The organism is Rhodoferax potami (assembly GCF_032193765.1).
Taxonomy (GTDB): domain Bacteria; phylum Pseudomonadota; class Gammaproteobacteria; order Burkholderiales; family Burkholderiaceae_C; genus Allorhodoferax; species Allorhodoferax potami.
In genome coordinates this window covers 1,802,938-1,829,039 of record NZ_JAVBIJ010000001.1, presented here as the reverse complement: position 1 = coordinate 1,829,039, position 26,102 = coordinate 1,802,938, and the positions used below count along the sequence as shown (strand labels likewise).

Annotated in this window: 24 protein-coding genes and 4 riboswitches; of the genes, 7 read left to right on the top strand and 17 right to left on the bottom strand. The window is 61.2% G+C overall.

The genetic code is table 11. From position 1 onward, the window contains the following. Positions 1–3 precede the first annotated feature (3 nt). Positions 4–1,230 (top strand): YihY family inner membrane protein, encoded by a 1,227-nt coding sequence (locus RAE21_RS08690; protein ID WP_313881017.1) that lies wholly within the window; start codon positions 4–6, stop codon positions 1,228–1,230. Between the two features lie 274 nt (positions 1,231–1,504). Here the strand turns inward: RAE21_RS08690 and RAE21_RS08685 are convergent, their stop codons facing one another. The 3 genes from RAE21_RS08685 to RAE21_RS08675 form a co-directional block, all read right to left on the bottom strand. Beyond that, positions 1,505–1,789, bottom strand: coding sequence for a hypothetical protein (locus RAE21_RS08685; RefSeq protein ID WP_313881016.1), 285 nt, complete (start codon positions 1,787–1,789; stop codon positions 1,505–1,507). Positions 1,790–2,120: 331 nt separating this feature from the next. Continuing rightward, a complete protein-coding gene (locus tag RAE21_RS08680) occupies positions 2,121–2,447 on the bottom strand; it encodes an Mpo1-like protein (RefSeq protein ID WP_313881015.1) in 327 nt (108 codons plus the stop codon). A gap of 75 nt (positions 2,448–2,522) precedes the next feature. Then, the gene (locus RAE21_RS08675; protein WP_313881014.1) at positions 2,523–2,891 is read right to left on the bottom strand and encodes a nuclear transport factor 2 family protein; all 369 of its coding nucleotides are present in this window, start codon (positions 2,889–2,891) and stop codon (positions 2,523–2,525) included. A 117-nt stretch (positions 2,892–3,008) separates the two neighbouring features. On the opposite strand from RAE21_RS08675, the gene RAE21_RS08670 reads away from it, so the two are divergent. Further along, on the top strand, positions 3,009–3,926 hold the full coding sequence (locus tag RAE21_RS08670; protein WP_313881013.1) for a LysR substrate-binding domain-containing protein: 918 nt from the start codon (positions 3,009–3,011) through the stop codon (positions 3,924–3,926). Between the two features lie 78 nt (positions 3,927–4,004). Here the strand turns inward: RAE21_RS08670 and RAE21_RS08665 are convergent, their stop codons facing one another. Further along, positions 4,005–4,826 carry an alpha/beta fold hydrolase gene (locus RAE21_RS08665; protein ID WP_313881012.1) on the bottom strand — a complete coding sequence of 274 codons (822 nt, stop codon included), beginning with the start codon at positions 4,824–4,826 and terminating at the stop codon, positions 4,005–4,007. Next, entirely contained in the window at positions 4,826–6,139 is a 1,314-nt protein-coding gene (locus tag RAE21_RS08660) for an O-acetylhomoserine aminocarboxypropyltransferase (RefSeq protein WP_313881011.1), read from the bottom strand. The genes RAE21_RS08665 and RAE21_RS08660 overlap by 1 nt, the downstream gene beginning before the upstream one ends. A 104-nt stretch (positions 6,140–6,243) precedes the next feature. Here RAE21_RS08660 and RAE21_RS08655 point away from each other — a divergent pair, with 104 nt between their 5' ends. Next, positions 6,244–6,711, top strand: coding sequence for a CBS domain-containing protein (locus tag RAE21_RS08655; RefSeq protein WP_313875762.1), 468 nt, complete (start codon positions 6,244–6,246; stop codon positions 6,709–6,711). Here the strand turns inward: RAE21_RS08655 and RAE21_RS08650 are convergent. Further along, positions 6,708–7,925 (bottom strand): polyhydroxyalkanoate depolymerase, encoded by a 1,218-nt coding sequence (locus RAE21_RS08650; RefSeq protein WP_313881010.1) that lies wholly within the window; start codon positions 7,923–7,925, stop codon positions 6,708–6,710. The two genes, RAE21_RS08655 and RAE21_RS08650, sit on opposite strands and share 4 nt — an antisense overlap. 144 nt (positions 7,926–8,069) lie before the next feature. Here RAE21_RS08650 and RAE21_RS08645 point away from each other — a divergent pair, with 144 nt between their 5' ends. Continuing rightward, positions 8,070–8,726 carry a glutathione S-transferase gene (locus RAE21_RS08645; RefSeq protein WP_313882687.1) on the top strand — a complete coding sequence of 219 codons (657 nt, stop codon included), beginning with the start codon at positions 8,070–8,072 and terminating at the stop codon, positions 8,724–8,726. 19 nt (positions 8,727–8,745) lie between these two features. Here RAE21_RS08645 and RAE21_RS08640 read toward each other — a convergent pair whose 3' ends face one another. Beyond that, positions 8,746–9,183, bottom strand: coding sequence for a cupin domain-containing protein (locus RAE21_RS08640; protein WP_313881009.1), 438 nt, complete (start codon positions 9,181–9,183; stop codon positions 8,746–8,748). 120 nt (positions 9,184–9,303) lie between these two features. Between RAE21_RS08640 and aroC the strand changes: the two genes are divergently transcribed. Further along, positions 9,304–10,398 carry a chorismate synthase gene (aroC, locus tag RAE21_RS08635; protein ID WP_313881008.1) on the top strand — a complete coding sequence of 365 codons (1,095 nt, stop codon included), beginning with the start codon at positions 9,304–9,306 and terminating at the stop codon, positions 10,396–10,398. On the opposite strand, the gene RAE21_RS08630 is transcribed toward aroC, so the two are convergent. The 4 genes from RAE21_RS08630 to RAE21_RS08615 all read right to left on the bottom strand — a co-directional run bounded on the left by RAE21_RS08630 (position 10,395) and on the right by RAE21_RS08615 (position 15,719). Continuing rightward, on the bottom strand, positions 10,395–12,869 hold the full coding sequence (locus RAE21_RS08630) for an EAL domain-containing protein (RefSeq protein ID WP_313881007.1): 2,475 nt from the start codon (positions 12,867–12,869) through the stop codon (positions 10,395–10,397). The two genes, aroC and RAE21_RS08630, sit on opposite strands and share 4 nt — an antisense overlap. Next, positions 12,869–13,759 carry a phosphate/phosphite/phosphonate ABC transporter substrate-binding protein gene (locus RAE21_RS08625; RefSeq protein WP_313881006.1) on the bottom strand — a complete coding sequence of 297 codons (891 nt, stop codon included), beginning with the start codon at positions 13,757–13,759 and terminating at the stop codon, positions 12,869–12,871. Before RAE21_RS08625 ends, RAE21_RS08630 begins: the two co-directional genes overlap by 1 nt. Before the next feature lie 103 nt (positions 13,760–13,862). Next, positions 13,863–14,945 carry a calcium:cation antiporter gene (locus tag RAE21_RS08620; protein WP_313881005.1) on the bottom strand — a complete coding sequence of 361 codons (1,083 nt, stop codon included), beginning with the start codon at positions 14,943–14,945 and terminating at the stop codon, positions 13,863–13,865. Between the two features lie 177 nt (positions 14,946–15,122). Continuing rightward, positions 15,123–15,719 (bottom strand): outer membrane beta-barrel protein, encoded by a 597-nt coding sequence (locus RAE21_RS08615; RefSeq protein ID WP_313881004.1) that lies wholly within the window; start codon positions 15,717–15,719, stop codon positions 15,123–15,125. 259 nt (positions 15,720–15,978) lie between these two features. On the opposite strand from RAE21_RS08615, the gene RAE21_RS08610 reads away from it, so the two are divergent. Next, a complete protein-coding gene (locus RAE21_RS08610) occupies positions 15,979–16,662 on the top strand; it encodes a hypothetical protein (protein ID WP_313881003.1) in 684 nt (227 codons plus the stop codon). Between the two features lie 9 nt (positions 16,663–16,671). On the opposite strand, the gene RAE21_RS08605 is transcribed toward RAE21_RS08610, so the two are convergent. From RAE21_RS08605 to gcvT, 6 genes are all read right to left on the bottom strand, one after another. Further along, the gene (locus tag RAE21_RS08605; RefSeq protein ID WP_313881002.1) at positions 16,672–17,232 is read right to left on the bottom strand and encodes a hypothetical protein; all 561 of its coding nucleotides are present in this window, start codon (positions 17,230–17,232) and stop codon (positions 16,672–16,674) included. 62 nt (positions 17,233–17,294) lie between these two features. Continuing rightward, a complete protein-coding gene (locus RAE21_RS08600) occupies positions 17,295–18,683 on the bottom strand; it encodes an L-serine ammonia-lyase (protein WP_313881001.1) in 1,389 nt (462 codons plus the stop codon). Positions 18,684–18,716: 33 nt separating this feature from the next. Then, entirely contained in the window at positions 18,717–19,940 is a 1,224-nt protein-coding gene (locus RAE21_RS08595; protein ID WP_313881000.1) for a D-amino acid dehydrogenase, read from the bottom strand. A gap of 60 nt (positions 19,941–20,000) precedes the next feature. Further along, positions 20,001–20,110: riboswitch (glycine riboswitch) on the bottom strand. Further along, positions 20,111–20,207: riboswitch (glycine riboswitch) on the bottom strand. It lies immediately after the preceding riboswitch. A gap of 78 nt (positions 20,208–20,285) precedes the next feature. Then, the gene (gene gcvP / locus RAE21_RS08590) at positions 20,286–23,210 is read right to left on the bottom strand and encodes an aminomethyl-transferring glycine dehydrogenase (RefSeq protein ID WP_313880999.1); all 2,925 of its coding nucleotides are present in this window, start codon (positions 23,208–23,210) and stop codon (positions 20,286–20,288) included. A 99-nt stretch (positions 23,211–23,309) separates the two neighbouring features. Further along, complete coding sequence (gcvH, locus tag RAE21_RS08585; RefSeq protein ID WP_313880998.1) at positions 23,310–23,681, bottom strand: glycine cleavage system protein GcvH; 372 nt, start codon at positions 23,679–23,681, stop codon at positions 23,310–23,312. A 121-nt stretch (positions 23,682–23,802) separates the two neighbouring features. Continuing rightward, positions 23,803–24,963 (bottom strand): glycine cleavage system aminomethyltransferase GcvT, encoded by a 1,161-nt coding sequence (gcvT, locus tag RAE21_RS08580; RefSeq protein WP_313880996.1) that lies wholly within the window; start codon positions 24,961–24,963, stop codon positions 23,803–23,805. Between the two features lie 82 nt (positions 24,964–25,045). Further along, a riboswitch (glycine riboswitch) is annotated at positions 25,046–25,180 on the bottom strand. Between the two features lie 19 nt (positions 25,181–25,199). Further along, positions 25,200–25,300: riboswitch (glycine riboswitch) on the bottom strand. Between the two features lie 77 nt (positions 25,301–25,377). On the opposite strand from gcvT, the gene RAE21_RS08575 reads away from it, so the two are divergent. After that, the gene (locus tag RAE21_RS08575) at positions 25,378–26,100 is read left to right on the top strand and encodes a 1-acylglycerol-3-phosphate O-acyltransferase (protein WP_313880995.1); all 723 of its coding nucleotides are present in this window, start codon (positions 25,378–25,380) and stop codon (positions 26,098–26,100) included. The last annotated feature ends 2 nt before the right edge of the window (positions 26,101–26,102 follow it).

The window sequence follows — 26,102 nt, the reverse complement described above, 5'->3', positions numbered from 1 at the left end:
CCCATGCAAGCCAAACCCCTGTTTACCTCTTGGTTAAAAGACATCGCAAGCATTCCGTGGCGAGACGCAGCCGTCATGCTGCGCGAGCGTTTTCGTGAGGACCGGCTCGGCCTCACCGCCAGCAGCCTGACCTTTACCACCACGATTGCGCTGGTGCCCCTGATCACGGTGGCACTGGCGGTGTTTACCGCTTTCCCGATGTTTGCCAAGTTTCAGGATGTGCTGCAGCGCTGGCTGATCGAGAGCCTGGTGCCCGACAACATTGCCCGCCAAGTGCTGGGCTACCTGAACCAGTTTGCCGGCAAGGCCAGCCGACTGGGCGTGGCCGGGCTGGCGATATTGCTGGGCACCGCGTTGGCGTTGATATTCACCATCGACCGCACACTCAACAGTATCTGGCGCGTGAAAAAGCGCCGCCCGTTTGGTCAGCGTGTGTTGGTCTACTGGGCTGCTGTGACCCTGGGGCCCCTGTTGCTGGGGGCCAGCCTGTCGATTACCTCATATGCCATCACGGCCTCCAAGGGGGTGGTGGGTGGCCTGCCGGGGGGCATCACATTCTTGCTCGATAGCCTGCAGTTCGGGCTGGTGGCGGCTGGCACCGCGGCCATGTTCCATTACGTGCCCAACACCTATGTGCGCTGGGGCCACGCGTGGATGGGGGGGCTGTTTGTGTCCGCCGGCATGGAGCTGGCGCGCAAGGGGCTGGCCATGTACCTCGCCAAGGTGCCCACGTATTCGGTGGTGTACGGGGCGTTTGCCACCGTACCAATTTTGCTGATCTGGATCTATGTTGCCTGGGTCATCGTGCTGCTGGGTGCCGCACTCACCGCCTATTTGCCCAGCCTCTTGGCCGGTGTGCCACGCCGCAAGCTGGGCCATGGCTGGCAGTTTCAGCTGGCGCTGGAGGTGCTGCAGATGCTGGACACGGCCAAAGGCGCCGAAGACCGCGGGCTGACCTTGTCGACCCTGCGCTTGGCCCTGCGCGTGGACTCGCAACGCCTGGAGCCGGTGCTGCAAACCCTGCAAGAGCTGGACTGGGTAGGCCAGCTGCAAGAGTCCACCGACCGCGATGGCCAAGCCCGCTATGTATTGCTAGCCGATCTGGGCCAAACCGTGCTGGAGCCCCTGATGCAGCGCCTGCTGCTGACGCCCGAGCCGTTTACCGAGAATTTATGGAAATTAGGCCGCTGGCGCACGACTAGTGTGCGGGAGGCGCTACAGAAAGAGTAGCAAGCGGGGGTGTATTGAGTGCGCCTTTGAAGATGAGCAACCCTTGTCGTGCGTAGAGAAGAATCGGAAGCGGAGGTTCGCAGATTCACCCGAACAGGGGATATTCATAGATCGATATGAACGTAAGAATTGACCAATGTTCGCGCTATTGTCCTGGCGGAGTCCGCTGAGTTTGGAGAGGGATCATGAAATCCACGTTGGTATCGTTCAACTTGAGTTTGTTCATCATTGGAGCGGTTGTGAATGCAGTCGCCTCATACAGAGCTGAGAACTTTCACGTCGCCATCGGAACAGGCATGGCGGCCTTCTTTTTATTCTTGGCAGCGTTTAAGACATACAGGTCGCTGCGCCGCAAAAGTATGGAAGTGCCCAGCCGTGAAAGATGATTTTTTACTCGAACGGATCGCCTGCGGTGTCCGGTTACTTTTAGGTCGAGGCGCATGAAATCACGCTTCGCAATCGTTGCCGCAGCTAGTTTTTTGCTATGCATTGCATTCGCAAGTGGAGCATTCACGGCGATCAAACGTGGTTGGGGCTCACCAATGGTGTCTGTATCCATCAAAAACGATACCAAGTTGCCTGTTGGGCCAATAGCTCTTCGTTATTCCAGTTGCGGCGTTACCAACGCACTTACTGCACAACGTCTTGCACCGGGAAGTGATCACACTTTCTATTTCATGGTTTGCGGTGAAAGCGGTTACGAGGTCTCGGCCACACTCAATGACGGGAGCATTCTTTCGTCTGGCGCCTATGTCGAAAGCGGGTATGCAATCTTGGAGCAAATTGAACCAACGGAGATTCGCTCTTCGTATCGGTCCTACTGAGCAAGATTGTGCATAGTGCTACTAAAAATATAGCAAATTACTCTCGCGAGTCGAACCTAATTCGGTTCAGAACTTGATCTTCCCTGTCCAGATATCCGCATACATGCGCCAGTCGCCCATCAGGCTGTAGAGCGGGCGCTTGAAGCTGGCGGGCTTGTTTTTTTCAAAGCCAAAGTGGCCCAGCCACGCAAAGCCGTAGCCGCACAATAGCGCGTAAACAAAATATTGGGGCTTGCCCGTGATGAGCAGCATCGCCAGGCAGGCCAAGCTCAGCGTGGAGCCCACAAAGTGCAGGCGGCGGCAAGTGGTGTTGCTGTGCTCGCGTAAGTAAAACGGATAGAACTCGGCAAAGCTCTGGAAACTGCGAGGGTCCACGGATGTGTCGGTTGGCATGGGGGCTCCGGTGTCAATATGGTCTCCATGTTCCCCTGCCCGGGCATGCCGGGCAAGAGGGTGTGCCCCAGGGTTTCAGACGCTGCCGACCCGGTAAAAGTGCTTGGCATAAATCATCCAGCGGCCCTCGTGTTTCATGATGTTCAGGTGGTCTTCCATGATGTTGTTGAACAGGTGCAGGCGCACTTTCAGCACCGCCATGGTGGGCGACAAAAAGTCCACCAACAACAATTCTTCCTGGCGCGGATAGTTGCCCTTGGCCGGTGCCTCGCGCCCTTGCACCATGTCTCGGTAAGCGGCAAAGGGGCGGGTGACTTGTACGCCGTCTTGTTGGGAGAACAGCACGCAATCTTTGTGGAAGACGCGCTCAAAGAGCGCCATGTCTTGGGTTTGCAGCACTTCAAAATAGTCGTTCAGGAATGCGCGGATTTCATCGATGGGCATGGAATGCTTTCTGGTTTGTTTGAGGGAATAAGCGTCTTGTGGACGTGTTTGCAGTCTAGAAAAACAGGCCCTACCCATGTGCTAACCTTTTTCGCAGCTACAGCGAAATAAATTCACATGACAAGTCGCACACCTCCATTGCCCAGCTTGCGCGCGTTTGCTGCGTTGGTGCGACTGGGCTCCGTGAGTGCGGTGGCAGAAGAGTTGAGCCTGACGCCTGGTGCTGTGTCTCACCAGATCAGGGCACTAGAGAGTTTTTTGGAGGTTGCGTTGGTGGAGCGCACCGGGCGCCGCCTGGTGCTCACCGAGCAGGGGCGCATCTATGGCTATCAGGTGCGCCAGGCGCTGGACGATATTTCAGACGCCACTGAAAACACCCGCCGCCGCAGCCGGCAACGCAAGGGCGAAAAGTTGTTGCGTGTATCGGTGCTGCCATCGTTTGCACATGGTTGGTTGCTCCCCCGACTGCAAGACTTTTGCCGGCTCTACCCCGACATTCGTGTGGTGATACACGGCTCCATGGAGTATGTGGACTTGAATGCTGGCACGGTGGATTGCGCCATCCGCTTCGGACATGGCAATTGGGCTGATGCGCTCATCCAACCCCTGATGCCAGATTCTTTGTTGCTGGTGGCTTCCCCAGCGCTGCTGGGCAAACGCAAGTCTCATACGCTGGCGCAACTCATGCAGCTGCCACTGTTGCACTCCATCGAAAACTGGGCGGCTTGGGTGTCTTCCATGCCTGACGCTGAGCCGCAGTTTCAGCGGCCACCCACCCGCATGGAATTCACCGATTCGACGCATTTGCTGGAGGCCGCTAGGCAAGGCTTGGGCGTGGCTTTGACCCGCCGCTCGATTGCCGACAATTTGCTGCAACGTGGCGAGCTGGTGCAGGCGTTTGCCCATGTCTGCCCGCATGCATCTCACTACTATGCGCTGCAGCCCTCGGCGGTGGAGGCCAGTGAGTCGGTTGCGCAATTCTTGGGCTGGTTGCAGGTAGAGTGCGCTCGCTTTGCTTACAGCCTCAAGGTCTGAGATTTGTAAGAAATAGGCCACTAGCGCAGGTGGGATATGCGCAAGGCGCTACGAAATGTGTAGCGCCTTGCTTGTGTATCAGGGTTTGCCCAAAAACTGTCCCAGGGCCGACAGGGTTTCCTCTGGCGCCTCGGTCATCTGGTGGTGGCCTACCTCAATCCGCACGGTCTCTGTGCGCACGCCTGCGGCCTTGGCTGCCTGAACCAGCGTCTGCGCGGCTTTGGGCGATGTCATCTGGTCCTGATCACCCAGCACAAACAGCACCGGGCATTGCACTTTTGCCATGGCCGATTCGCCACCAGCGTAGCTGTCGCAAGCCTTGAAGCCGCGGTGGAACACATTGACAGCCGTGTTGCTGGCCAGCACCCGGCGGCCGAGTGCCATGCTGGCGCCATAGACCCAGGTGCCCGGGCCTAGCGCTGAGGGAGGCGCCGCCAGCGTGCTGCGCGAAAACACGTTGATCATGGTGAGCGCCTTTATGGGCTCTTGCAGCGAAGTCTCCAGCAGGGCGGGGGACACTTTCATGGGGTAGGCGGTGCCCACCATCACCAGGTGGGTGGCGCGTGCGCCGAGTCGGCTGGCGGCCTCCAGCGCAATCAGCGAGCCCCAGCTGTGGCCTACCAAAGCGGCTTTCTCTATGCCCGCCGCATCCAGCAGGGCCACGATGAAAGTGGCGGCTTGTTCCACGGTCTCCGGCGCCTCACCGCCGCTGCGGCAGTGGCCGGGCAGGTCCACGGCCAGCACGTTGTAGCCGTGGTGAGCAAGGTAGCGGCTTTGCAAAATCCAGACGCTGTGGTCGTTGAGCACACCGTGGATGAAGACCACCGTAGGCTTGGTCGCATCGAAAGGTTTGCCGCCGGTGTAGCAGTAGGCGTTGGCGCCGTTGACTTGGATTTCCATCACGCACCTGCCTTTTCTGCGGCTTTGAGCGCGCGCTTGAGGTCGTCAATCAGGTCGTCCGGGTCTTCCAGCCCGATGGACAGGCGGATGGTGCCCTGCGTGATACCGCCCGCGGCCAGCGCCTCATCCCCCATGCGGAAATGGGTGGTGCTGGCCGGGTGGATGACCAGGCTGCGGCAGTCGCCCACATTGGCCAGGTGGCTGAAGACCTTGAGGGTTTCAATGAATTTTTTGCCTTGCTCGCGGTTGCCCTTGAGGTCGAAGCTGAACACCGAGCCTGCACCTTTGGGTAGCAGCTTTTGCGCCAATTGGTGGCTGGGGTGGCTCTCCAGCAGCGGGTGGCCTACGCGGCTCACAAAGGGCTGGCTGGCCAGGAACTGCACCACCTTTTCGGTGTTGCTGATGTGGCGGGCCATGCGCAGGCTCAGGGTCTCTATGCCTTGCAGAATCAGCCAGGCGCTGTGCGGGCTCATGCAAGCACCGAAGTCGCGCAGGCCTTCGCGCCGGGCGCGCAGCAAGAAGGCGCCCACGGTGCTTTCCTCGCTGAAATTCATGTTGTGAAAGCCCTCGTAGGGCGCGGCTAGCTCGGCAAATTTGCCGCTGGCTTCAAACGCGCGCGCCCAGTCAAAGCTGCCACCGTCCACCACCACACCGCCAATCACCGTGCCATGTCCGCTCAAGAACTTGGTGGCCGAGTGGTAAACCAGATCGGCCCCTTGGGTAAAGGGCTGCACCAACCAAGGTGAGGTAAGGGTGGAGTCCACCAGCAGCGGCACCCCGGCTTCATGCGCGATTTGCGAAATAGTGGGGGTGTCCAGCACATCCAAGCCGGGGTTGCCCACGGTTTCCCCGAAAAACAGGCGGGTGTTGGGCCGCACCGCAGCGCGCCAGGCATCCACATCGCCGGGCTTCACAAAGGTGGTTTCAATGCCGAAGCGGGACAAGGTGTAGTGCAGCAGGTTGTGTGAGCCACCATACAAGGCGCTGGACGACACAATGTGCCCGCCCGCGCCCATGAGGGTGGCAATGGCCAAGTGCAGAGCGGCTTGGCCGCTGGCGGTGGTGATGGCGCCTATGCCGCCCTCCAGCGCGGCGACCCGCTGCTCCAGCACCGCGTTGGTGGGGTTGCTGATGCGGCTGTAGACATGGCCTGCGCGCTCCAGGTTGAAGAGGGACTGCGCATGTTCGCTGGACTCGAACACAAACGAGGTGCTCAGGTGGATGGGTACCGCCCGTGCGCCGGTGGTGGGGTCGGGGGCGGCACCTGCATGGAGTGCAAGGGTGTCAAAGCCCGGGTCAGCGTAACCAGCCATAGATGTCTCCAGTGATGAAACCTTGATGAAACCGCAATGAAACCCGCGCATTGTGGGCTATATTTGCTATACAAATTCAACCCCAGTGTCACGAGGAAGTCCCCATGAAAGTCAGCGATATCCTGCGCGTAAAAGGCGGAACGCTTTACACGACCACGCCGGAGGACTCTCTGGCCGATGCGGCCCAGCTGATGGCGGAGAAAGACATCGGCTCACTGGTGGTCATCTCGCACGGCCTGGTAGTGGGCATGCTGACCTTCCGTGAAGTGATTCAGGCGGTGGTCAAAAACGGTGGCACCTTCGGCACCACCAGCGTGTACCGCGCGATGGATCCCGGCCCGCTGACCTGCACCCTGGAAACCGAAATGGATGAAGTGCGCCGCATGATGCTGGAGCGCCACGCCCGTTACATGCCGGTGATCGACAACCGCATGTTGCAAGGCGTGATCAGCTTCTACGACGTGGCCCGCGCCGTGGTGGACAGCCAGAACTTCGAGAACAAAATGCTCAAGGCCTACATCCGCGACTGGCCCGAAGGCGAGGCCGAAAAGCCCGAGGCAGAGAACACCTAGCCTTCGCTGGAGTGAATCATCTCCCGCACCCGCGGGTAGATTTGCTGGTTCCACTTGCGACCACTGAACACACCATAGTGCCCCACACCGGTCTGCACATGGTGTGTTTTTTTATAGGGGCGGATGCTGCTGCACAGGTCTTGCGCAGCTACGGTCTGCCCCACGGCGCAGATGTCATCGCGCTCTCCCTCCACAGTCATCAACGCGGTGCGGCGGATGGCAGCTGGGTTGACCAGTCTGCCGCGGTAGCTGAGCTTGCCCAGCGGTAAGTCGTAGGTCTGGAAGACCTTCTCCACCGTCTCGAGATAGAACTCTGCGGGCAGGTCATTCACCGCCAGGTACTCGTCATAAAACACGCGGATCACATTGGCCTTTTCCACATCGCCATTCACCAGGTGCTGGTACAGGTCTTTGAACGACTGTTTGTGCCGCTCGGGGTTCATGCTCATGAACGCGCTAAGCTGCACAAAGCCCGGGTACACGCGGCGCATATAGCCCTTGTGGGGCAGGGGCACGTGGCTGATCAGGTTTTTCTCAAACCAGTCGATTGGCTTGCTCACCGCCAACTTGTTCACCTCGGTGGGGTTGACCCGGCAGTCCACCGGGCCGGCCATCAGCGTGAGGCTGCGGGGCTGGGCGGGGTCGTCGTCTTCGGCCATCAGGGCGGTGGCAGCCAGCGCTGCCACGCAGGGTTGGCACACGGCCACCAGGTGAGCGCCGGGGCCAATCGTCTGGGTGAAGCGGATCATGTGGTCGATGTAATCGTCTAGCCCGAACGGGCCGTGGCGCAGCGACACGTCTCGGGCGTTGTGCCAGTCGGTGATGTAGACATCATGGTGCTGCAGCAGAGTGCGGGCAGTTTCGCGCAGCAGGGTGGCAAAGTGACCCGACAGCGGAGCTACCAGCAGCACTTTGGGCTGGGGTTCCGCCAGAGCGGTGGTTTTGCGGAAGTGCAGCAGGCTGCCGAAGGGCAGGCTCAAGACTGTTTCTTCTTCAATCGGGTGGACCTCGTCGTCCACCGTCACAGAGTCAATGCCGTAGTCGGGCCGCGAATGGGTCAGGCGCATGCGGGAGATCACCTCCATGCCGGCGGACATTTTGCGCAGCCAGCTGCCCTCGGTCTGGTTCATCCAGAGCATGGCACTCATGCCCTGGGCCATGAGGCGCAAGGGGGAGCTCAGGTCGGTTTGGTTCTGGTAGGCCTGGTACAGCATGGGAGTCCTGTCTTGGTGCGGCAAAAGCCTGGTGATGTTCTCTAGGCAATTTGCGCGCCAAGACCGCTGATCAGGCTAGGGCCACAGCGCTTGGCACAACCCTTGCACGGTATGGGGCACACCGACAACCCCGAAAGCAGCACCATGGCCAAAGCGATTCTTACCATCAGCAGCAAAAACTACGGTGCTTGGGCTCTGCGAGGGTGGCTGATGGCCAAGCTGGCGGGGCTGGATTTCTCGGAAAAAGTGATCTCCCCGGACGACCCGGCCATGCGCGCCGAAATGCTGCTGCTGTCCAGCAGCATGCTGGTGCCGTTTTTGCAGCACGACGGTGTGACGGTGTGGGACACCCTGGCCATCGGCGAATACCTGAACGAAATCAAACCGAAAGCTGGCCTGTTGCCTGCCGACATTAAAGCGCGTGCCCATTGCCGCGCTGTCAGCGGCGAAATGCATTCCGGCTTTGCCTCCATGCGTGGTGCATTGCCCATGAACATCAAGGCGCATTTCCCCGACTTCAAGGTCTGGTCCCGAGCGCAGGCCGATATCGACCGGGTGCTGGCCATTTGGAAAGACTGTCTGGAAAACTACGGCGGGCCCTACCTCTTCGGCAAGCAGCCCTGCATTGCCGACGCCATGTATGCACCGGTGGTCACCCGCTTCATGACCTATGACGTCAAGCTGGACAAACAGGCCGCTGCGTACTGCAAGCTCATGATGGCCTTGCCGGCCATGCAAGAGTGGGTGGAAGCCGCCCGGGCGGAGCCGGACGAGATTGACGAGTTGGACGCCGAGTTTTAAGTCTTGGCGCCCTGCGTCTTCAGGCTGCCTTTTGCTCCGGCCATGGGGTTGGCGCAGGGATCTCGCAGACCGGCTCCACATCAATCGATTTGAAGTCCGCCGGGGACACGATTTCCAGGTACTCCATGTCGGGGGAATAGTCGAACAGGTAGTGGCGGATGCCGGGGCGCTGGTGAATCACATCGCCCGCCTGAACCAACGTTTCCTTGTCTTCGTACATGAAGCGCGCCCAGCCTTTGGTCATGATGACGATTTGAAAGTCCGCCTCATGCCGGTGCCAGCCGGTGCCTTTTTCTGGTGCCATATTGGCTTTGACCAGGTGCGCAATCACTTTTCCGTGCGTGGCTTTGGCGATGCCCAGATCCCGGTACAGGAAAAAATCACGCAGGCCCCCGGACACAAATTGCGTGTCTTCAGGTTTGACATGGGAGAACTTGGTTGCAGTGCGGTCTAGCATGGCTCACTCCTGGTTCAAAAAAGCGGTGAAACACTGAAATGGTGCACTGCAGCACGATGCATAAACTGTTCCAGCCCGGTTACCGGGTCCGGCAGTCGCGTCAGGGATAATCGGAGCACTATGAGCGGCAATACCTTCGGACACACATTCACGGTCACCAACTTTGGTGAATCCCACGGCCCGGCCATCGGCTGCATCATTGACGGCTGCCCCCCGGGCATGGAGCTCTCAGAAGCTGACATCCAGATCGATTTGGACCGCCGCCGCCCCGGCACCAGCCGCCATGTGACCCAGCGCAATGAACCGGACGCGGTGCAGATCCTGAGCGGTGTTTATCAAGGCAAAACGACCGGTACCCCCATTGCGCTGCTCATCCAGAATACCGACCAACGCAGCAAGGACTACGGCAACATCCTCGACACCTTTCGCCCTGGCCATGCAGACTACGCTTACTTTCAAAAGTACGGCATCCGCGACCCGCGTGGCGGTGGTCGCTCTAGCGCTCGCCTGACAGCGCCCATGGTGGCCGCTGGTGCAGTGGCCAAGAAATGGCTTAAAGAGAAATTCGGCACCGAGTTCCGCGGCTGCATGACGCAAGTGGGCGAATTGCCCATTGCCTTCGAGTCTTGGGACCACGTGCCCAACAACCCTTTCTTCGCGCCAGTAGCCGATGTGCAGGCCCTAGAGGACTACATGGATGCCCTACGCAAAGCCGGCGACTCCTGCGGTGCCCGCATCCGCGTCACCGCGAGCAATGTGCCGGTGGGTTTGGGTGAACCTTTGTTTGACAAGATGGACGCCGACATCGGCTACGCCATGATGGGGATCAATGCCGTCAAGGGTGTCGAGATTGGCGCCGGCTTTGCCAGCGTGGCCCAGCGCGGAACCACCCATGGCGATTCATTAACGCCTGAAGGCTTTGCCACCAACAACGCAGGTGGTGTGTTGGGCGGCATTACCACCGGGCAGGACTTGGAGGTGAGCATTGCCATCAAGCCCACCAGCTCCATCATCACGCCCCGCGCCTCGATTGACTCCCAAGGCAACCCTACCGAGGTCGTGACCAAAGGCCGCCATGACCCCTGCGTCGGCATTCGCGCCACGCCGATTGCCGAGGCCATGTTGGCTTTGGTGGTGATGGACCACGCCCTGCGCCACCGCGCCCAATGCGGCGATGTGGTGCCCACACTCAAGCCGATTGCCGGCAGCGCTTAGTTCGTAGCCAGCTCGCTGTTGGTGACTGGCTTGATGAAAGAAGCAAGCCGGTCTTCAAACTCCCGGGCCGATACCGGCTTGCTGAACAAATAGCCCTGGTAGGCGCGGCACCCTTGCTGCGCCAGGTAGCGCATTTGTTCGGCAGTTTCCACGCCCTCGGCAATCACATTCAGGCCCAAGCTGTTGGCGAGCGCCACGATCATGTTGACGATGGCGGCGTCGTTGCTGTCGACCAGCACATCGCGCACAAAACTCTGGTCAATCTTCAAGACATCAAGCGGTAGCCGCTTGAGGTAGGTGAGGGATGAGTAGCCGGTGCCGAAGTCGTCCATCGCAAAGCCGACACCGTGTTGCTGGAGTTCCTCCATCCGCGCGATGACCTCATCGACATTCGAGATCAACATGCTCTCGGTGATCTCAATCTTCAGGCACCGTGGCGGCACTGCAGAGCGCTCCAGCTCCGCCAGCACCTGCTGCACAAAGTCCGGTTCGTGGAATTGCTTGGCACTCACGTTGACCGCAATCGTGAGGTGCGCCAAGTCGGGCACCGTGCTCCACTGCGCGAGCTGCTTGCAGGCGGTGCGTAAGACCCATTGCCCGATTGGAATGATCATGCCGCACTCTTCCGCAATACCGATGAACTCCACCGGTCCGATCAGCCCGCGGGTGGGGTGCTGCCAGCGGATGAGCGCCTCGGCACCGGTCACCCGTGCCACGCCGTTCTGGCTGGAGATCTGCGGTTGCAGATACAGAACAAACTGCTCTTGCTCGAGCGCTTGGCGCAAAGCTGCTTCCAGCTCTGAGCGCAATGTGACTGCCGCCTGGGTTTGGGGGTCAAACATGCGGGCGGTGTTGCGGCCCGCCGCTTTCGCCTGGTACATGGCGAGGTCTGCGCGCTTGAGCGGCTCGTCAATCAGCTCATCCTGGTCTCCGAACAAGGTGATTCCCACGCTGGGGGTGCTTCTGCGCACCGCAGACCCGAGCTCATAAGGCACATTCAGTGCAGCCATGACCTTTGCCGCGACTTGCTCGGCTTGCCTGGCGGCGTCGGGGCGGTTGTCGCTCAGGCCCTCCAGCATCACCACGAATTCATCGCCGCCGAGGCGGGCGACGGTGTCTGCCCCGCGCACGCACGCTTGCAAGCGCTCTGCCACGAGTTGCAGCAGCCTGTCGCCCTGGTGGTGGCCCAGCGTATCGTTCAAGGTTTTGAAATCATCCAAATCCACAAACAACAGCGCGCCCAAACGCTGTTGGCTCAGCGCAGTGTGCAGCGCGGTGGTTAGACGGTCCATCAGCATGCGCCGGTTGGGCAGCATGGTGAGCGCGTCGTAGTACACCAGTGTTTTGATCTCGTTCTCAGCCGCTTTGCGGGAGCTGAAGTCAGAGAGGTTGGCCACATAGTGCGTCAGTTGCCCTGAAGCGCTCTTGACGGCGGTGATGGTGCTCCAGGCGGGGAAGGTTTCGCCGTTGCTCCGCTTGTCCCACACTTCGCCTTGCCAGCTACCGTGGGCTTTGATGGTTTCGTCCATCGTGTCGTAAAAGTCTTGTCGCTGCAGGTTGGAGCCCAGCAAATCGCGGGGTGTTTTGCCGACGGCGTATTCCGGGGTGTAGCCTGTCACTCGCTCAAAAGCACGGTTGACTTGCAGGATGCGCCACTGGGCATCGCACACAAACATCACATCGTTGGACTCAAAGGCGGTGGCGGCGATGCGCAAAGCATCCTTGGACTGCAGCAGCTCGCTTTCGCGCTGCTGCAGGGTGTCCAGCATGTTGTTGAACTCACGCGCCAGGCTTGCAGCCTCATCGGTGCCCCGCATGCTCACCCGCTGGCTGGTATCGCCGGTGCGCACCGCCTCGGCGACCCGGCTGATCGCACTCAGGCGGCGGGTGAAATAGCGGCCGGTCACCGACGCAAAAAACACAATCATCAAGGCGCCACTGAGCAAATAAATCAGACCGCTTTTCAGCAGCTCTTTGATGCGTGTGTCCAGTTGGGTGCGCCCAATCCCGATTCGCACCCAGCCCAAATGCTCCTGGTCCAGCATGACGGGGCTGGCCAGATCCAGGAGCGAGCTGGCATTCTGAATAATCGTGGTCTCGGCACTGGCGCTTGCCGGGAGATCGGGCATAAATTTGCCTAGAAACGCGGGGTCCGAGTGCGCCAGCACTTGGCCTTGCCGGTCCAGCAAAATCACAAAGCGCACATCCGGGTAGCCCGCTGAGTTAGTGGCGATCTCCTGGAGGCCGGCCACATCGCGCGAGGCAACCCAGACACTAGATGACAGCGCAATGCTCTCTGCCAAAGCGATGGCTTGCTCGGTTTGTTGGTTTTTGAGGTCGGCGTGCTGTCTGGCTGCCCACTGCCACACCAACATGGCCATCATCAGGCTGACGACGATCCCCATACCGGCCATGAGTTGACGCCGCAGACTGCCCAGCAACAGTGTGCGTAACGAGAAATGGCGGCTCATCAGGGCGTTGGCAGCATCACGGGCCGCACGGTTGTCTCGAACTCTTGCAGGTAATTGCGAACCACTTCGTAGCTCCGATCATCGGCTGCGGCAAACACCGCAGTCTCCAGGGACTGCAAGATCTGTTTGCCTTCCGGGGACTGGTTCAAGCCAAACAACAGGGCTTGCACCTCTTTGGCCAGCTTTTCGGGTACACGCGCATGCACCATAACCGAGTTGTTGATCAGGTGCGGTGTTTCCCATATTTGTTGCAGCTGGGCAGCTTCTTCTGGATGGTCTTTTTGGAAAACTCTCCAAGGCGGTGGCCAAGTGGCTGCGGCCGCTGAGGTGCCCATGTAGGTGTTCAAAATCGCAGACTCTTGGGAGCCGACGTATTGGTTCTCTATGTCTTGCATGACACGCAAGCCCTGGCTGTGCAAAAACGCCTGAGGCATGATCGCGGCCGCCAAAGCGGTGGGGGAGGGGTAGCTCACTGCCTTGCCTTTCAGGTCCTCAGGCTTGCGGATGCCCGAGTCTTTGCGAACGATGAAGATCCCTTTGAAGTCCTTCGGGTCGCCCGCCATGGCGATGACCCGGTAACCCGATTGCTGCGCCAGTAGAGTTTGCAAGGGGTTGGGTAGCAAGAAGGCGGGCCCAGCGTTGCGTATCTTTGCCTCATACGCGGCGTAGTCGCGGGACGCCTCGACCTCCATACGCACCCCAGGGATCCGGGCGTTGAGGTAGTTGATCAGGGGGCGATAAATTTCGGTCAGCTTGTGGGGGTTGTACAGGGGGTGCACTGCCAAACGGTAGACCGGCGCGCTGTCGGCGGGTGGTGTGTCAACGTAGGTCAGGGGGCGCTCGGTATCCGCAGGGGAGCACCCCATTAGCCCGCCCACAACGGTGAACATAAAGACTAGCCAAACGGAAACCCTGCGCATGAAGACTCCTTGGACCAAGCGCTAATTTAGCACTGCCCTCGCGGAAATGCCTAGAAATCAGCAGTTTGGGTCTTCAGGGCACGATGGTGGTGAACAGGTAGGTTGCCAGTAGCACCAGGTGCACGGTGCCTTGTAGCACCGTGGTGCGGCCGGTGCTCAAGGAGAGGCTGGTCACAAACAGTGACAAAAGCAGCAGCACCACCGACTTCAGATCAAGCCCCAGCGTGAGCGTCCAGCCCGTGGCCAAAGAAACAATCGCAACGGCCGGAATTGTCAGGCCGATGCTCGCCAATGCTGAGCCCAGTGCCAGGTTCAAACTGGTCTGCAGGCGGTTGGCTTGGGCTGCGCGGTAGGCTGCCAGCCCTTCAGGGAGCAGCACCACCATGGCAATGATGATGCCCACCACCGCCTTGGGCGCACCAGCGTGGGCCACTGCCGCCTCGATGGTGGGCGCCAGGCCCTTGGCAAGCAGCACCACGGCGACCAGGCCCACGATTAGCAATAAACCGCTCGCCGCCGCTATCCGGCCCGAGGGCGGGGGGGCATGGCTGTCAGAGTCGGCTTGGGCCGGCAAAAAATAATCGCGGTGGCGCACGGTTTGCACCAGCACAAAAGTGCCATACAGCACGAGCGACACAATCGCCACAAACGCCAATTGGCTGGCCGTGTAGACCGGCCCGGCAATGCTGGTGGTGTAGTTGGGCAAGACCAGCGTGAGCACCGCGATCGCAGCCAGTGTGGTGAGCGATGCACTGACGCCCAGTTGCCCGAAGGTCTGTTCCCGGTGGCGGCTGCCGCCGGCCAACAGGCAAATGCCCACAATGCCATTCAGAATCAACATCACAGCCGCAAACACCGTGTCGCGGGCCAGCGCGGTGGTGGCAGGGCCTCCGGCCAGCATCATGGACACGATCAGTGCCACCTCGATGATCGTGATCGCCAGCGCCAGCACCAGCGTGCCGTAGGGCTCACCCACCTTGTGGGCGACCACCTCTGCATGGTGCACTGCCGCCAACACTGCACCCACCAAGCCCACGGCCATGAGCCCGATGTAGATGCTGCCCGTCATGCCCGCGGCCTGGCCTGCTAGAAGCGCCCAGGCAACTAAGGGCCAAGCAATCGTCCAGTAGGGAAGGGCGGGTGTGGAAGTGGGCATGGGCGCAGCGTCGGGTTGGGTCAATAGCGAGAGGGTAGGACCCCTCGAATTTACCTGCTTATCGCGCGCGCCCTGCAAAACTGCGGTTTATCCATTCAGCCGCTCGGGAGTAACGGGTTTCAGCCCGGGCCCCCGGTGGTTGGGGGCCCAGCGTTACCCCCTGTTTTGCTGCGCTGGTTAGCGGAACTTGTAGCCGATACCCACGCTGTACACGTTCTCTTGCAGGCTGGCAGTGGTGCCATTGTTGTAGGTCACATCGCGGAATTTGTTCAGGTCGTAACCGGCCTGCACGTACAGATTTTTGTCCAGCATCTTGCGCACGCCGACACCGTAGACCACGCCTTGCACATCGTGGTTGTTGACGCCGTCGCTGGAAGCCGCGTTACCGTAAATCGAGGAGACCTTGCCGAACAACTGAATGTCGTTGGACAGGGCTACCGTGGGCACGATGTCAATCGAATAGCGGTTGTTGATGCTCGCTGCAGTGCCGTTGGCGTAGCTGCCGAACGCATGGTTGCCGGTGCTGTAGCTGGCGCCCAGGCCGACTGCGAAGGTGGGCGTCAGGGCCCAGTCGTAGCGGGCATTAATGCCGGCACTGGTGGTGGCCCCGCCGTCCGAGCTGCCGTCGTTGGCCGTCACGCTGCCGCGAGAAAACTCGGCATTGGTGCCGATGCTGAAGCCGGACAGGTCCGGGGCTGCCGTGGGGCCTGCGGCAAAGGCAGAGCCTGCTGTCAAAGAGCCGAGAACAAAAGACGTGATCAACAGTTTTTTCATGGAGAGGTTCCTAAGTGAAGGGACCTTCATGGTGCGCGTCGGCTGTGAAGCGCGTTTGCAGCTTTGGCAAACCTGGGTAAAGCTTTGTAATCTGCTTGCAAGCAGATGTTTGTTACACAGTGCTTATGCATCAAAAGTGCCTGTAGCGCCCATTTCTTGTGTGCATCCAGCTATCTATTTGATAGCAATCGGTGTGTAGGCGGCGCAGGGGGACTGTCGCGCTACAGTCGTACTTTGGTAAAGCTCTCCCCTCGCTCGTATGCAACGCAAACACATTCTGGTTCTGTTGGCCGTCATCCTCGTCGCGCTGGGCGCGGTGCTGTTGCTGCCGCACGGCGAGCTGGTGCAAACGCTGGCGGCCGTGCCCATCTTCGGCGCGCTGTCGGCGGTAGTGGTGGACATCCTGCGCGAGCAAGCCAAGCGCCAGCAGGAGAACCAGCTCGCTGAAACCCAGCAGCGGTTTTCTCTGGCTGCAGGCTCGCACATGGCGTCTATCGCTTTCGACAAGCACGTGGCCTTTTGCGAGGAATATGTGGCCGAAGTCTTGTCCGCATTGCGCACCTTGTTCCGCGAAGGCCCCACGCAGGAAGCCTTGGACCACTCCGACCGACTCCTGCAGATCAAACAGAAATATGTGCTCTGGATCACCCGCGATGTGGAGGCACGTCTGGAACCCTTTGAGCGGGCCCTGCGCCGTATAGGCGCCAACGACCGCGCCGAGCGCTTGTTCCCCGAAGGCGAGGGCAGTGTGCAGCGCATGACAGAAACCTATCGCCAGTTTGCCGAAGTGCTGGGCACCGAGCACATGGGTACCGAGTGGGAAGGCGAACCCATCACCGATGTAGCCGCCGTCAGCCGCGTCGTGGCCCAGCTGCGCGACATATTGGGTGTGGAAGAGCTGACGCGCTTGCGCACCGCCATCGTGCGCAACGCGCTGGCCTGATCTGCGGCCTCAAGGCCAGTCGCTCGCTGCGCTACACGCGCCCACATGCACGATGCCGGCTCGGCTGTCGTTGGGCACAAACACTTGGGTTTGGGCTGTCTTGGGGTAGATGCTGCCATCGGCACACTGCGCGCTTTGGGTGGTGCCTATCACCAGCTGGCTGCCGGGCCGCACCTGGCAGGACACCACCTTGTTCAAAGGGCTCCACTCCGGGCAGATGGCGTTATCCGCCCGGTATTGCTCTTTGGTGCCCGAAGGTGGCTGCAGGGACCACCAGCCGCCCCATTGGGTGTACGGCTTGTCGGCATCAAACACCCGGTACAGCGCCACCGGTGCGGTGACGGCCAGCACCTTGGCTTCGCACACGCCGCCCTTGTCGCTGGGCAATCGGGCCACGGCCAGCAATGCCGGGTTGTCCGAGGCCTGTACGCCTTGCGCAGGTACCTGCGGGGTGCCTACGCACGCCACGCCATCGACCCCCACAGACCCGTCGAGTGCGCTGGTTGGCAGGCTCGCACAGCCCGTCAAAACAACGGCTGTCGTTAACGCAAACAACGTACTTTTGAGCATGACCTAACTCCCTTGAAGTAAACAGGAATTGTGCCCTCGCCAGGGCGCTCAGTCGCTGCCGATCAGCACTCCACGATGTTCACCGCCAGCCCGCCGCGGGCCGTCTCTTTGTATTTGGTTTTCATGTCCGCGCCGGTTTCGCGCATGGTCTTGATGACCTTGTCCAGGCTCACGAAGTGGCTGCCGTCGCCGCGCAGCGCCATGCGGGCGGCGTTGATGGCTTTGACCGATGCAATGGCGTTGCGCTCGATGCACGGAATCTGTACCAGCCCGCCCACCGGGTCGCAGGTCAGGCCCAAGTGGTGCTCCATGCCGATTTCGGCGGCGTTCTCCACCTGCTCAGGCGTGCCGCCCATCACCGCGCACAAGGCGGCAGCAGCCATGCTGCAGGCCACGCCTACTTCGCCTTGGCAGCCCACCTCGGCGCCGCTGATGGAGGCGTTCTCTTTGTACAAGATACCGATGGCCGCAGCGGTCAGCAAAAAGTCGATCACACCGGCATCACTCGCGCCCGGCACAAAACGGCTGTAGTAGTGCAGCACAGCGGGGATGATGCCGGCTGCCCCGTTGGTGGGTGCGGTGACGACGCGGCTGCCGGCTGCGTTTTCTTCGTTCACAGCCAGGGCATAGAGGTTGACCCAGTCCAGCACCTGCAGCGGATCACGCAAGGCCTCCTCAGGTTTGGACACCAGCGCATCACGCAGGGCCTTGGCACGGCGCTTGACCTTGAAGCCGCCCGGCAGCACGCCCTCGGTCGCACAGCCGCGCTTCACGCAGTCTTGCATCACATTCCAGATACGCAGCAGGCCGGCGTCAATCTCCGCATCGCTGCGCCAGTGCTGTTCGTTGCGGCGCATCACCTGGGCAATGCTTAAGTCCTCGCGGCGTGCCACCTCCAGCAGCATTTCGCCACTGGTGAAGGGCAGGGGCAGCACGGTAGCGTCTGGAGCAATCACCTTTTGGCGACTGCCGTCGGCGGCTACCTCGTCACTCACGATAAAGCCGCCGCCTACGGAGTAGTACACCCGGTTGGCCAGCTCCTGACCTGCAGCATCCAGCGCCACCAAACGCATTCCGTTGGCATGGAAGGGCAGGGGCGCGCGCATGAAGAGCAGGTCGTCTTTTTCGTTGAAGGCAATCGTGTGCTGCCCCGCCAGCTGGATGCTTTTGTTGCCGCGTATGTCGGCCAGCGTGGGCGCAATCTGCTCCACCTCCACCGTGTCGGGTTCCAGCCCGGAGAGGCCCAACAGCACCGCTACATCGCTGGCGTGGCCCTTGCCCGTAGCGCCCAGGGAGCCATGCAGCCAGCAGCGCACGGTGGCGGTGCGGGCGAGCAGCCCCTCATGCAGAAGGCGGCCCACAAACAGGCGGGCGGCCCGCATGGGCCCCACCGTGTGCGAGCTGCTGGGACCGATGCCGATTTTGAACAGGTCGAATACGGAGACTGCCATGGTGGTTTCCTAAGGGCGGTGAGAAATGGTAGTTCAGGCCGGCAGCTGCTGGTGCACATGCCCAGCCAACTGGTGGGCGGTGATGGCCGAGAGCGTCCAGCCCAAGTGGCCGTGGCCGGTGTTGTAGAACACGTTGTTGCGCTTGCCGCGGCCCACGCGGGGCATCATGTTGGGCATCATGGGGCGCAGGCCGGCCCAGGGTTCGCAGCGGCGGGTGTTCACACCGGGGAAGAGCTGGTTCACCCAAGCAATTAGCGGGCGGATGCGGTCGGCGCGGATGTCGTAGTCAATGCCGTTGTACTCGGCGGTGCCTGCCACGCGGAAGCGGTCCGCGCCCAAGCGGCTGGTGACCAGCTTGGTCTCGTCGTCCAAGAGGCTGACCCAAGGCGCGGCTTGCTGGCTGGATTCGTCGTTCAGTTGCACGGTGATCGAGTAGCCCTTGACCGGATAGATGTTCAGCCGGTCGCCCAGTTGCGCCGCAATGCCGCGGCCGTGCACACCGGCGCACACCACCACGCCGTCAAACCGGTGGGTCTCTGTGCCGCCCTCGTGTTGCAACTCCAGGGTGGCAACCGTGCCGTCGGTGCTGGCGCCGGCGACCTGGTGGCCGTAAAGCGTGGTTACACCGAGGCGCGCACAGGCTTGCGACAGACCGTGGGTGAACTTGTGAATGTCGCCGGTGGAATCGCTCTCGGTGTAGTAGCCGCCGTAGTAACTGCCTTGCAGGGTGGGCTCGATGTAGCGCATTTCCTCCGGCGTGACAGTGCGGCGCGAGAGGCCACCGGCTGCCAGCATGGTGGAGACCTTGCCCGCGTGTTCAAAACCCGCCTTGTTGCGGTAAATGTGCAGGATGCCCTTGCGCTGGTGGTCGAAGTCAATGCCTTCGGCCTGCGCCCAGGCAAACAGGTGTTCGCGGGCCGCAATGGCCAAGCGGGTGGTGGCTTCGGTGTTCTCGCGGTACTTCGGGATGGAGGCCACAAATTCGGTCATCCAGCTCAGCTTGTGCCAGGTGGGCGCGGGGTTCATGAGCAAGGGCGCGTCCTTGGTGAACATCCATTTCAGCCCCTTCACGAGGGTGCTGGGGTGTGTCCAGACCTCGGCGTTGGAGGCCGAGAGTTGGCCGCCGTTGGCATAGGACGTTTCCATGCCCGCGTAGCGGTTCTTCTCGATCAGGGTGACCTTGTAGCCGGCCTTGGCCAGGGTGTAGGCGCTGGTAACGCCGGTGATGCCGCCGCCGATGATGGCTATGTGTTTCATGAGAGCTCTTTCAGGTGTGTCGCAAACAAGGGAACACGCCTGTGCACACTGCGTGCCAGGCGAGCCCCCTCTGTTTGAGACCTGAGAGATTCACCCGCTGCCTGGTGGGCAGCCGGCTTGCTCCTGCGGTGTGCCGGCGGACAAATGCGCGGCAGCTCTTCAGAGTGCAAACGATCACAGCGGTCCTGGGTGCCTGAGAGTTTCCGGGGTGGTTGCTCCTTCGGCGCTGCTGCCCGGGTGGGCGGCAGGCTCTCCCGCTGCAATGCCGGGGCCAGCCCGGCAAGGGCGGCGGCATGCAATGCACAGCCGCCCTGAAAACCATGGTTAGTGGTGTGAGACCTTCCTTTATGCGCTGGCGTAATCCGCCACTGGCACGCAGCTGCAGAACAAGTTGCGATCGCCATACACGTTGTCCACCCGGCCCACCGTCGGCCAGTACTTGGCCGCCTTCAGGGTCGCTACGGGGAAGGCACCGACCTCACGGCTGTAAGGGCGGTCCCACGCGGCGCCAATCACGCTGGCAGCGGTGTGGGGAGCATGCTTCAAGGGGTTGTTGTCCTGTGGCCAGACACCGCCCTCGACTTGCGCAATTTCGCCACGGATGGCGATCATGGCGTCGATGAAGCGGTCCAGCTCGGCCAGCGTTTCGCTCTCGGTGGGCTCTACCATCAAGGTGTTGGGCACGGGGAAGGACAGCGTGGGCGCGTGGAAGCCATAGTCCATCAGGCGCTTGGCCACGTCTTCGGCCATGACGCCGCAGGTTTCCTTGAAGTGGCGCAAATCCAGAATGCACTCGTGGGCGACGTGCCCGTTGGCAGATGCGTACAGCGTGGGGTAGTGGTCGGCCAGGCGGGCACTGATGTAGTTGGCGCTCAGGATGGCGACTTCGGTCGCTTGCTGCAGGCCGTCCGGGCCCATCATGCGGCAGTACATCCAGCTGATCGGCAGCACGGCCGCGTTGCCCAATGGAGCTGCGCTCACCGCGCTGGTGCCGGGCACACCGCCGGTGGCATGGCCGGGCAGGTAGGGCACCAGGTCTTCCACCACGCACACCGGGCCCACGCCGGGGCCGCCACCGCCGTGGGGGATGCAGAAGGTCTTGTGCAGATTCAGGTGGCTCACATCGCCGCCGAACTCACCGGGGGCGGCTGTGCCCACCAGCGCGTTCATGTTGGCGCCGTCCACATACACGCGGCCGCCGTGCTGGTGCACCAAGGCGCACAGTTCCTTGACCGAGGTTTCAAACACGCCGTGGGTGCTGGGGTAGGTGATCATCACGGCCGCCAAATTGGCGCTGTGCTGCTCGCACTTGGCAGAGAGGTCGGCCATGTCCACGTTGCCGTTGTCGTCGCACTTTGTCACCACCACGGTCATGCCGACCATCATGGCGCTGGCAGGGTTGGTGCCATGCGCGCTGCTGGGAATCAGGCAGATGTTGCGGTGGCCCTGGCCACGGGCCTCGTGGTAGGCCTTGATGACGAGCAGACCGGCGTATTCGCCTTGGCTGCCGGCGTTGGGCTGCAGGCTGATGCCCGCATAGCCGGTGGCGGCGCACAGCCAAGCGCGCAACTGTGCGTCGAGCTCGGCATAGCCTTCGCGCTGGTCAGCCGGTGCGAAGGGGTGGATGTTAGCGAACTCGGGCCAGGTGATGGGGATCATCTCGCTGGTGGCATTGAGCTTCATGGTGCAGGACCCCAGCGGAATCATGCTGCGGTCTAGCGCCAAATCCTTGTCACTCAGCATGCGGATGTAGCGCAGCATGCCGGTCTCGGAGTGGTGGGTGTTGAACACCGGGTGGGTCAAGAATGCACTGGTGCGGCGCAGCGCAGCGGGGATCAAAGGTTGTGCGCCGGCTTGGAGTGCTTCGACCGTGGGCAACGTCTGGCCCGGCTGCGCGAAAAGGCTCCACAGCAGCGCGACATCGTCGCGGGTGGTGGTCTCATCCAGTGAGACGCAGATGTAGTCATCCCAAGCAATTCGCACGTTAACGCCCGCAGATACTGCACGAGAAGCTATGGATTTAGTAGCGCCATCCGTTTTGAGGCACAAGGTGTCGAAGGTTTCGGGGCGACCGGTGTTGATGCCCAGTTGCTCCAGGCCCTTGGCCAGAATGGCGGTGAGGGTGGCTACGCGGGTGGCGATGCGCTTGAGCCCCTCCGGCCCGTGGTACACGGCGTACATGCTGGCCACCACTGCCGGCAGCACCTGCGCGGTGCAGATGTTGGAGGTGGCTTTTTCGCGGCGGATGTGCTGCTCGCGGGTTTGCAGGGCCAGGCGGTAAGCGGGGTTGCCGTGGGTATCGATGCTCACGCCCACCAAGCGGCCGGGCATGGAGCGTTTGAACTCGTCACGGCAGGCCATGTAAGCGGCGTGCGGGCCGCCGTTGCACAGCGGCATGCCAAAGCGCTGGGTGGTGCCCACCACAATGTCGGCCGCGCCTGTGGGGTCGCCCGCCCCCCACTCGCCCGGGGGGACTAGCAGGGTGAGGGCCAGCAGGTCAGCGGCCACGATGTAGGCGCCGCCCTTGCGGTGCACAGTTTTAACATCCTCGCCTTCTTCGCCCAAGCGGCCGCTGGTAGAGGGGTATTGCTCCAGCACGGCAAAGTAGTCGTCGCCGGCAATCAGTGCATCCCATTCTTCCTGGGAATTGGCCAGCTTGACGGTGATGCCCAGCGGTGCTGCGCGGGTTTGGATGACCTCAATGGTTTGCGGGTGCGCATCGCCCGCCACCACGAACACATTGCCTTTGGCCTTGACCGAGCGGCGGGCCAGCGTCATCGCCTCAGCTGCAGCTGTGGCTTCGTCGAGCATGGAGGCGTTGGCAATCGGCATGCCGGTCAGGTCGCACACCATGGTCTGGAAGTTCACCAGCGCTTCCATGCGGCCCTGGCTGATCTCGGCCTGGTAGGGCGTGTAAGCGGTGTACCAGGCGGGGTTCTCCAAGATGTTGCGCAGGATGACGCCGGGGGTGTGGGTGCCGTAATAGCCTTGGCCGATGAAGCTCTTGAGCACCTTGTTCTTGCCCGCAACCGCCTTCAGCTCCGCCAGTGCAGCCGCCTCGGTGATAGCCGCCGGAATCGCCATAGTGCTCTTGCGCGCAATGCTGGCGGGCACGATGCTGGCAATCAGGTCGCTGCGCGACTTTTCGCCGATGACCTGAAGCATCAGCGCTTCATCGTCAGCAAAGATGCCGATGTGGCGGGCCTGGAATTCGCTGGCGTTTTCCAGCTGGGCCAAGGTGGGCGTGGAGGTGGTAGCAGAAGTGGGCATGGCGGTAGCGTTCGGTGGTGGGCAGTTCACACAAACGGGTAGCCTGCTGGTTCAGGGCCGGCTCCCGAGGACTTTGCAGGCTGGGCCTGCAAAGCGGCTTTAAGCGTTGGCGGCGAAAGCGGTGTAGCTGGTTTCGTCCATCAGGCCTTCGAGTTCGGCCGGGTTGGACAGCTTGACTTTGAAGAACCAGCCGGCACCCAGCGGGTCGGTATTGGCCAGCGAAGGGTCGTCGCGCAGGGTTTCGTTGACTTCGGTGATTTCGCCGGTGACGGGCATGTACACGTCGGCAGCCGCCTTCACGGACTCGACCACGCCGGCCACGGCCTTGGCGTCAATGCTGGCGCCCACGGCGGGCAGATCCACAAACACCACGTCGCCCAGCGCATCCTGCGCGTGGTGGGTGATGCCGACGGTGGCGATATCGCCTTCGACTTGGAGCCATTCGTGATCGGCTGTGTATTTGATAGACATAACGTTCTCCTGAAACTAAAGATTAGGGTTTGCGGTAAAGGGTTGAACCACCGGAACTAGAACCTGCCAGACGCCACTGTAGCGGCTGAATCTGCGGTTTCCGGCTCGGTGGTGTCTCGGATCAGCCGCGGTAGTAGTTCGTAGGCACAAAGGGCATGGCGCTCACGACCATGGGCACCGGTTTGCCGCGGACTATGGCCACCACTGAGGTGCCCAAAGCCGCCAACGATGCGTCGATGTAACCCATGGCCACGCACTGGTTGATGGTGGGACCGAGCAGACCGCTAGTGACTTCGCCGATACGGTTGCCCGCGCCGTCTTGCAGTTCGGTGTGCTCCCGCACCGGAATGCGCTCTTGAGCAACCAGGCCCACCCGCTTTTTGGTGCCTTTTGTGCCGCTGGCGCCCGTGGAATCTGCGAGAGCAGCTAGGATTTTTGTAGCGCCAGGGAAGCCGCCTTCGCGTGCGCCACCGGTGCGGCGCACCTTTTGGATGGCCCAGTTCAGGCTCGCTTCGACCGGTGTGGTGCTGGTGTCAATGTCGTTGCCATACAGGCACAGGCCCGCTTCCAGGCGCAGGGAGTTGCGGGCGCCCAGCCCGATGGGCTGCACTTCGGGCTGCGCCAAGAGTGCGCGGGCCAGGGCTTCGGCATGATCGTTATGGACCGAGATTTCGAACCCGTCTTCGCCGGTGTAGCCGCTACGCGTGAGGAACACGTCAATTTTTTGGTTGCCGGTGTCGACCGTGAAGTCTCCACCCGTCATGAACACCAGCTTTTCCACGCCGGGCGCCAAGCGGGCCAGCGCCGTCACTGCTTGGGGGCCTTGGAGGGCCAGCAGCGCGTAGTCGGGCAGGGGGGTGACCTGACAGCGGCTGCCAATCTGGGCTTGGATGTGGGCGATATCCCCCGCCTTGCAGGCACCGTTGACGATAACGAAGAGTTCGTCTTGCGCTTTCTTGAAGAACATCAGGTCATCGATGATGGTGCCCTCTTCGGTGAGCAACAGGCCGTAGCGTTGCTTGCCCACGGGCAGGTCGATCACGTCCACCGGCATCAGGCTCTCAAACGCCGCGCAGGCGTCCAGGCCGCTCAGGCGCAGCTGGCCCATGTGGGACACGTCAAACAGGCCAGCAGCTTTGCGGGTATGGTGGTGTTCGGCCATCAGGCCTGCGGGGTACTGAACCGGCATGGAGTAACCGGCGAACGGCACCATGCGGGCGCCCAGCTCGATGTGCAGTGCATTGAGTGGCGTGGTCAACAAGGTTGTGTCAGAAGCGGACATGGCGGCGATCCAAACAATCCCGGCGCAAGGCGCCGAAGGGGCAATCCAAACCCGGATGCACGCAAGTCTGCGCCCATCCGGTGCTGCCCCCGCTGTCCGCTTTACCTGAGAGATTCGCCGGGCCTGCGTGCACGGTGAGGGGTGCGCAGACTGCGGGTTGCTCCTTCGGTGGTTTGCAAGCCGCTGTGCGGTGCAAACTCTCTCCAGTGGGGTGTTGCTGGCTATGCGTGCATGGCCAACACTTGTCAGTCCTTTTGCCTGAGCGTTCAGACCGCTGCAATCAGCCGTCCTGCGCCTTCGGCGGCCCCATGAAAGGGCTCTCTCCTGAACGGGCCAGATTCTAAACCAGCCATGGTCATTGGGAAGCTACTTGTTACCATTCGGCAGGCATTTGCCACATTTCACCTCCTTCGCATGCTCTATCTTTTACGGCTGGTGCTCATCAGCATCCAGTTTTTGTTGGCCTCTGTGGTCAACCTGCTGATCTGTTTTTCGCGGCCTTTCAATCCCGATAATTCGCGGCTCTCCGGATACACGTTTTCAGTCCCGGCGCTGAAGATACTGGGCTTGAAGATGCGGCTGGAGACGGCAGACTTTCAATCCCAGCCCAACCCGTTTGTTGTGGTGGCCAACCACCAGTCCAATTGGGACTTGTTTGTGCTGGGCTGCTCCGTGCCGCGCCGCACGGTGTCGCTGGGTAAGAAGAGCCTGAAGTGGATTCCCTTTTTCGGCCAGATTTACTGGCTGGCCGGCAACATCCTGATCGACCGGGGCAATGCTGTGAAGGCCAAAGCCGCCATGCTGCACACCACCAAGGTTATGCAGGAGCAGGACACTTCGATCTGGGTGTTTGCCGAAGGCACCCGCAACCTCGGCAAGGGTTTGCTGCCCTTCAAGAAAGGTGCATTCCAGATGGCCATCAACGCCGGCGTACCTATCGTGCCCCTGTGTTGCAGCAACTTTAAGCGCACCATGCGACTGAACCGCTGGAACAGCGGCAACATCATCATCAAGACGCTGGAACCCATTCCCACTACCGGCATGACGCTGGATGACATGCCAGCCTTGATGGACCTGTGCCGGTCGCGCATGGAAGCTTGTATCGCCGAGCTGGACGCCCGCGCCGCAGCCCTGTGAGT

Excerpts from the sequence above, each read along its gene's own strand:
- RAE21_RS08575 (WP_313880995.1), top strand. The coding sequence starts at position 25,378 with ATGCTCTATCTTTTACGGCTGGTGCTCATCAGCATCCAGTTTTTGTTG.
- RAE21_RS08690 (WP_313881017.1), top strand. The coding sequence starts at position 4 with ATGCAAGCCAAACCCCTGTTTACCTCTTGGTTAAAAGACATCGCAAGC.
- gcvH (WP_313880998.1), bottom strand. The coding sequence starts at position 23,681 with ATGTCTATCAAATACACAGCCGATCACGAATGGCTCCAAGTCGAAGGC.
- RAE21_RS08640 (WP_313881009.1), bottom strand. The coding sequence starts at position 9,183 with ATGCTAGACCGCACTGCAACCAAGTTCTCCCATGTCAAACCTGAAGAC.
- RAE21_RS08650 (WP_313881010.1), bottom strand. The coding sequence starts at position 7,925 with ATGCTGTACCAGGCCTACCAGAACCAAACCGACCTGAGCTCCCCCTTG.
- RAE21_RS08620 (WP_313881005.1), bottom strand. The coding sequence starts at position 14,945 with ATGCCCACTTCCACACCCGCCCTTCCCTACTGGACGATTGCTTGGCCC.
- RAE21_RS08610 (WP_313881003.1), top strand. The coding sequence starts at position 15,979 with ATGCAACGCAAACACATTCTGGTTCTGTTGGCCGTCATCCTCGTCGCG.
- RAE21_RS08660 (WP_313881011.1), bottom strand. The coding sequence starts at position 6,139 with ATGGCTGGTTACGCTGACCCGGGCTTTGACACCCTTGCACTCCATGCA.
- aroC (WP_313881008.1), top strand. The coding sequence starts at position 9,304 with ATGAGCGGCAATACCTTCGGACACACATTCACGGTCACCAACTTTGGT.
- RAE21_RS08615 (WP_313881004.1), bottom strand. The coding sequence starts at position 15,719 with ATGAAAAAACTGTTGATCACGTCTTTTGTTCTCGGCTCTTTGACAGCA.
- RAE21_RS08630 (WP_313881007.1), bottom strand. The coding sequence starts at position 12,869 with ATGAGCCGCCATTTCTCGTTACGCACACTGTTGCTGGGCAGTCTGCGG.
- RAE21_RS08645 (WP_313882687.1), top strand. The coding sequence starts at position 8,070 with ATGGCCAAAGCGATTCTTACCATCAGCAGCAAAAACTACGGTGCTTGG.
- RAE21_RS08605 (WP_313881002.1), bottom strand. The coding sequence starts at position 17,232 with ATGCTCAAAAGTACGTTGTTTGCGTTAACGACAGCCGTTGTTTTGACG.
- RAE21_RS08675 (WP_313881014.1), bottom strand. The coding sequence starts at position 2,891 with ATGCCCATCGATGAAATCCGCGCATTCCTGAACGACTATTTTGAAGTG.
- RAE21_RS08665 (WP_313881012.1), bottom strand. The coding sequence starts at position 4,826 with ATGGAAATCCAAGTCAACGGCGCCAACGCCTACTGCTACACCGGCGGC.
- RAE21_RS08625 (WP_313881006.1), bottom strand. The coding sequence starts at position 13,759 with ATGTTCACCGTTGTGGGCGGGCTAATGGGGTGCTCCCCTGCGGATACC.
- RAE21_RS08595 (WP_313881000.1), bottom strand. The coding sequence starts at position 19,940 with ATGAAACACATAGCCATCATCGGCGGCGGCATCACCGGCGTTACCAGC.
- RAE21_RS08600 (WP_313881001.1), bottom strand. The coding sequence starts at position 18,683 with ATGGCAGTCTCCGTATTCGACCTGTTCAAAATCGGCATCGGTCCCAGC.
- RAE21_RS08670 (WP_313881013.1), top strand. The coding sequence starts at position 3,009 with ATGACAAGTCGCACACCTCCATTGCCCAGCTTGCGCGCGTTTGCTGCG.
- RAE21_RS08680 (WP_313881015.1), bottom strand. The coding sequence starts at position 2,447 with ATGCCAACCGACACATCCGTGGACCCTCGCAGTTTCCAGAGCTTTGCC.
- gcvP (WP_313880999.1), bottom strand. The coding sequence starts at position 23,210 with ATGCCCACTTCTGCTACCACCTCCACGCCCACCTTGGCCCAGCTGGAA.
- RAE21_RS08685 (WP_313881016.1), bottom strand. The coding sequence starts at position 1,789 with ATGGATACAGACACCATTGGTGAGCCCCAACCACGTTTGATCGCCGTG.
- gcvT (WP_313880996.1), bottom strand. The coding sequence starts at position 24,963 with ATGTCCGCTTCTGACACAACCTTGTTGACCACGCCACTCAATGCACTG.
- RAE21_RS08655 (WP_313875762.1), top strand. The coding sequence starts at position 6,244 with ATGAAAGTCAGCGATATCCTGCGCGTAAAAGGCGGAACGCTTTACACG.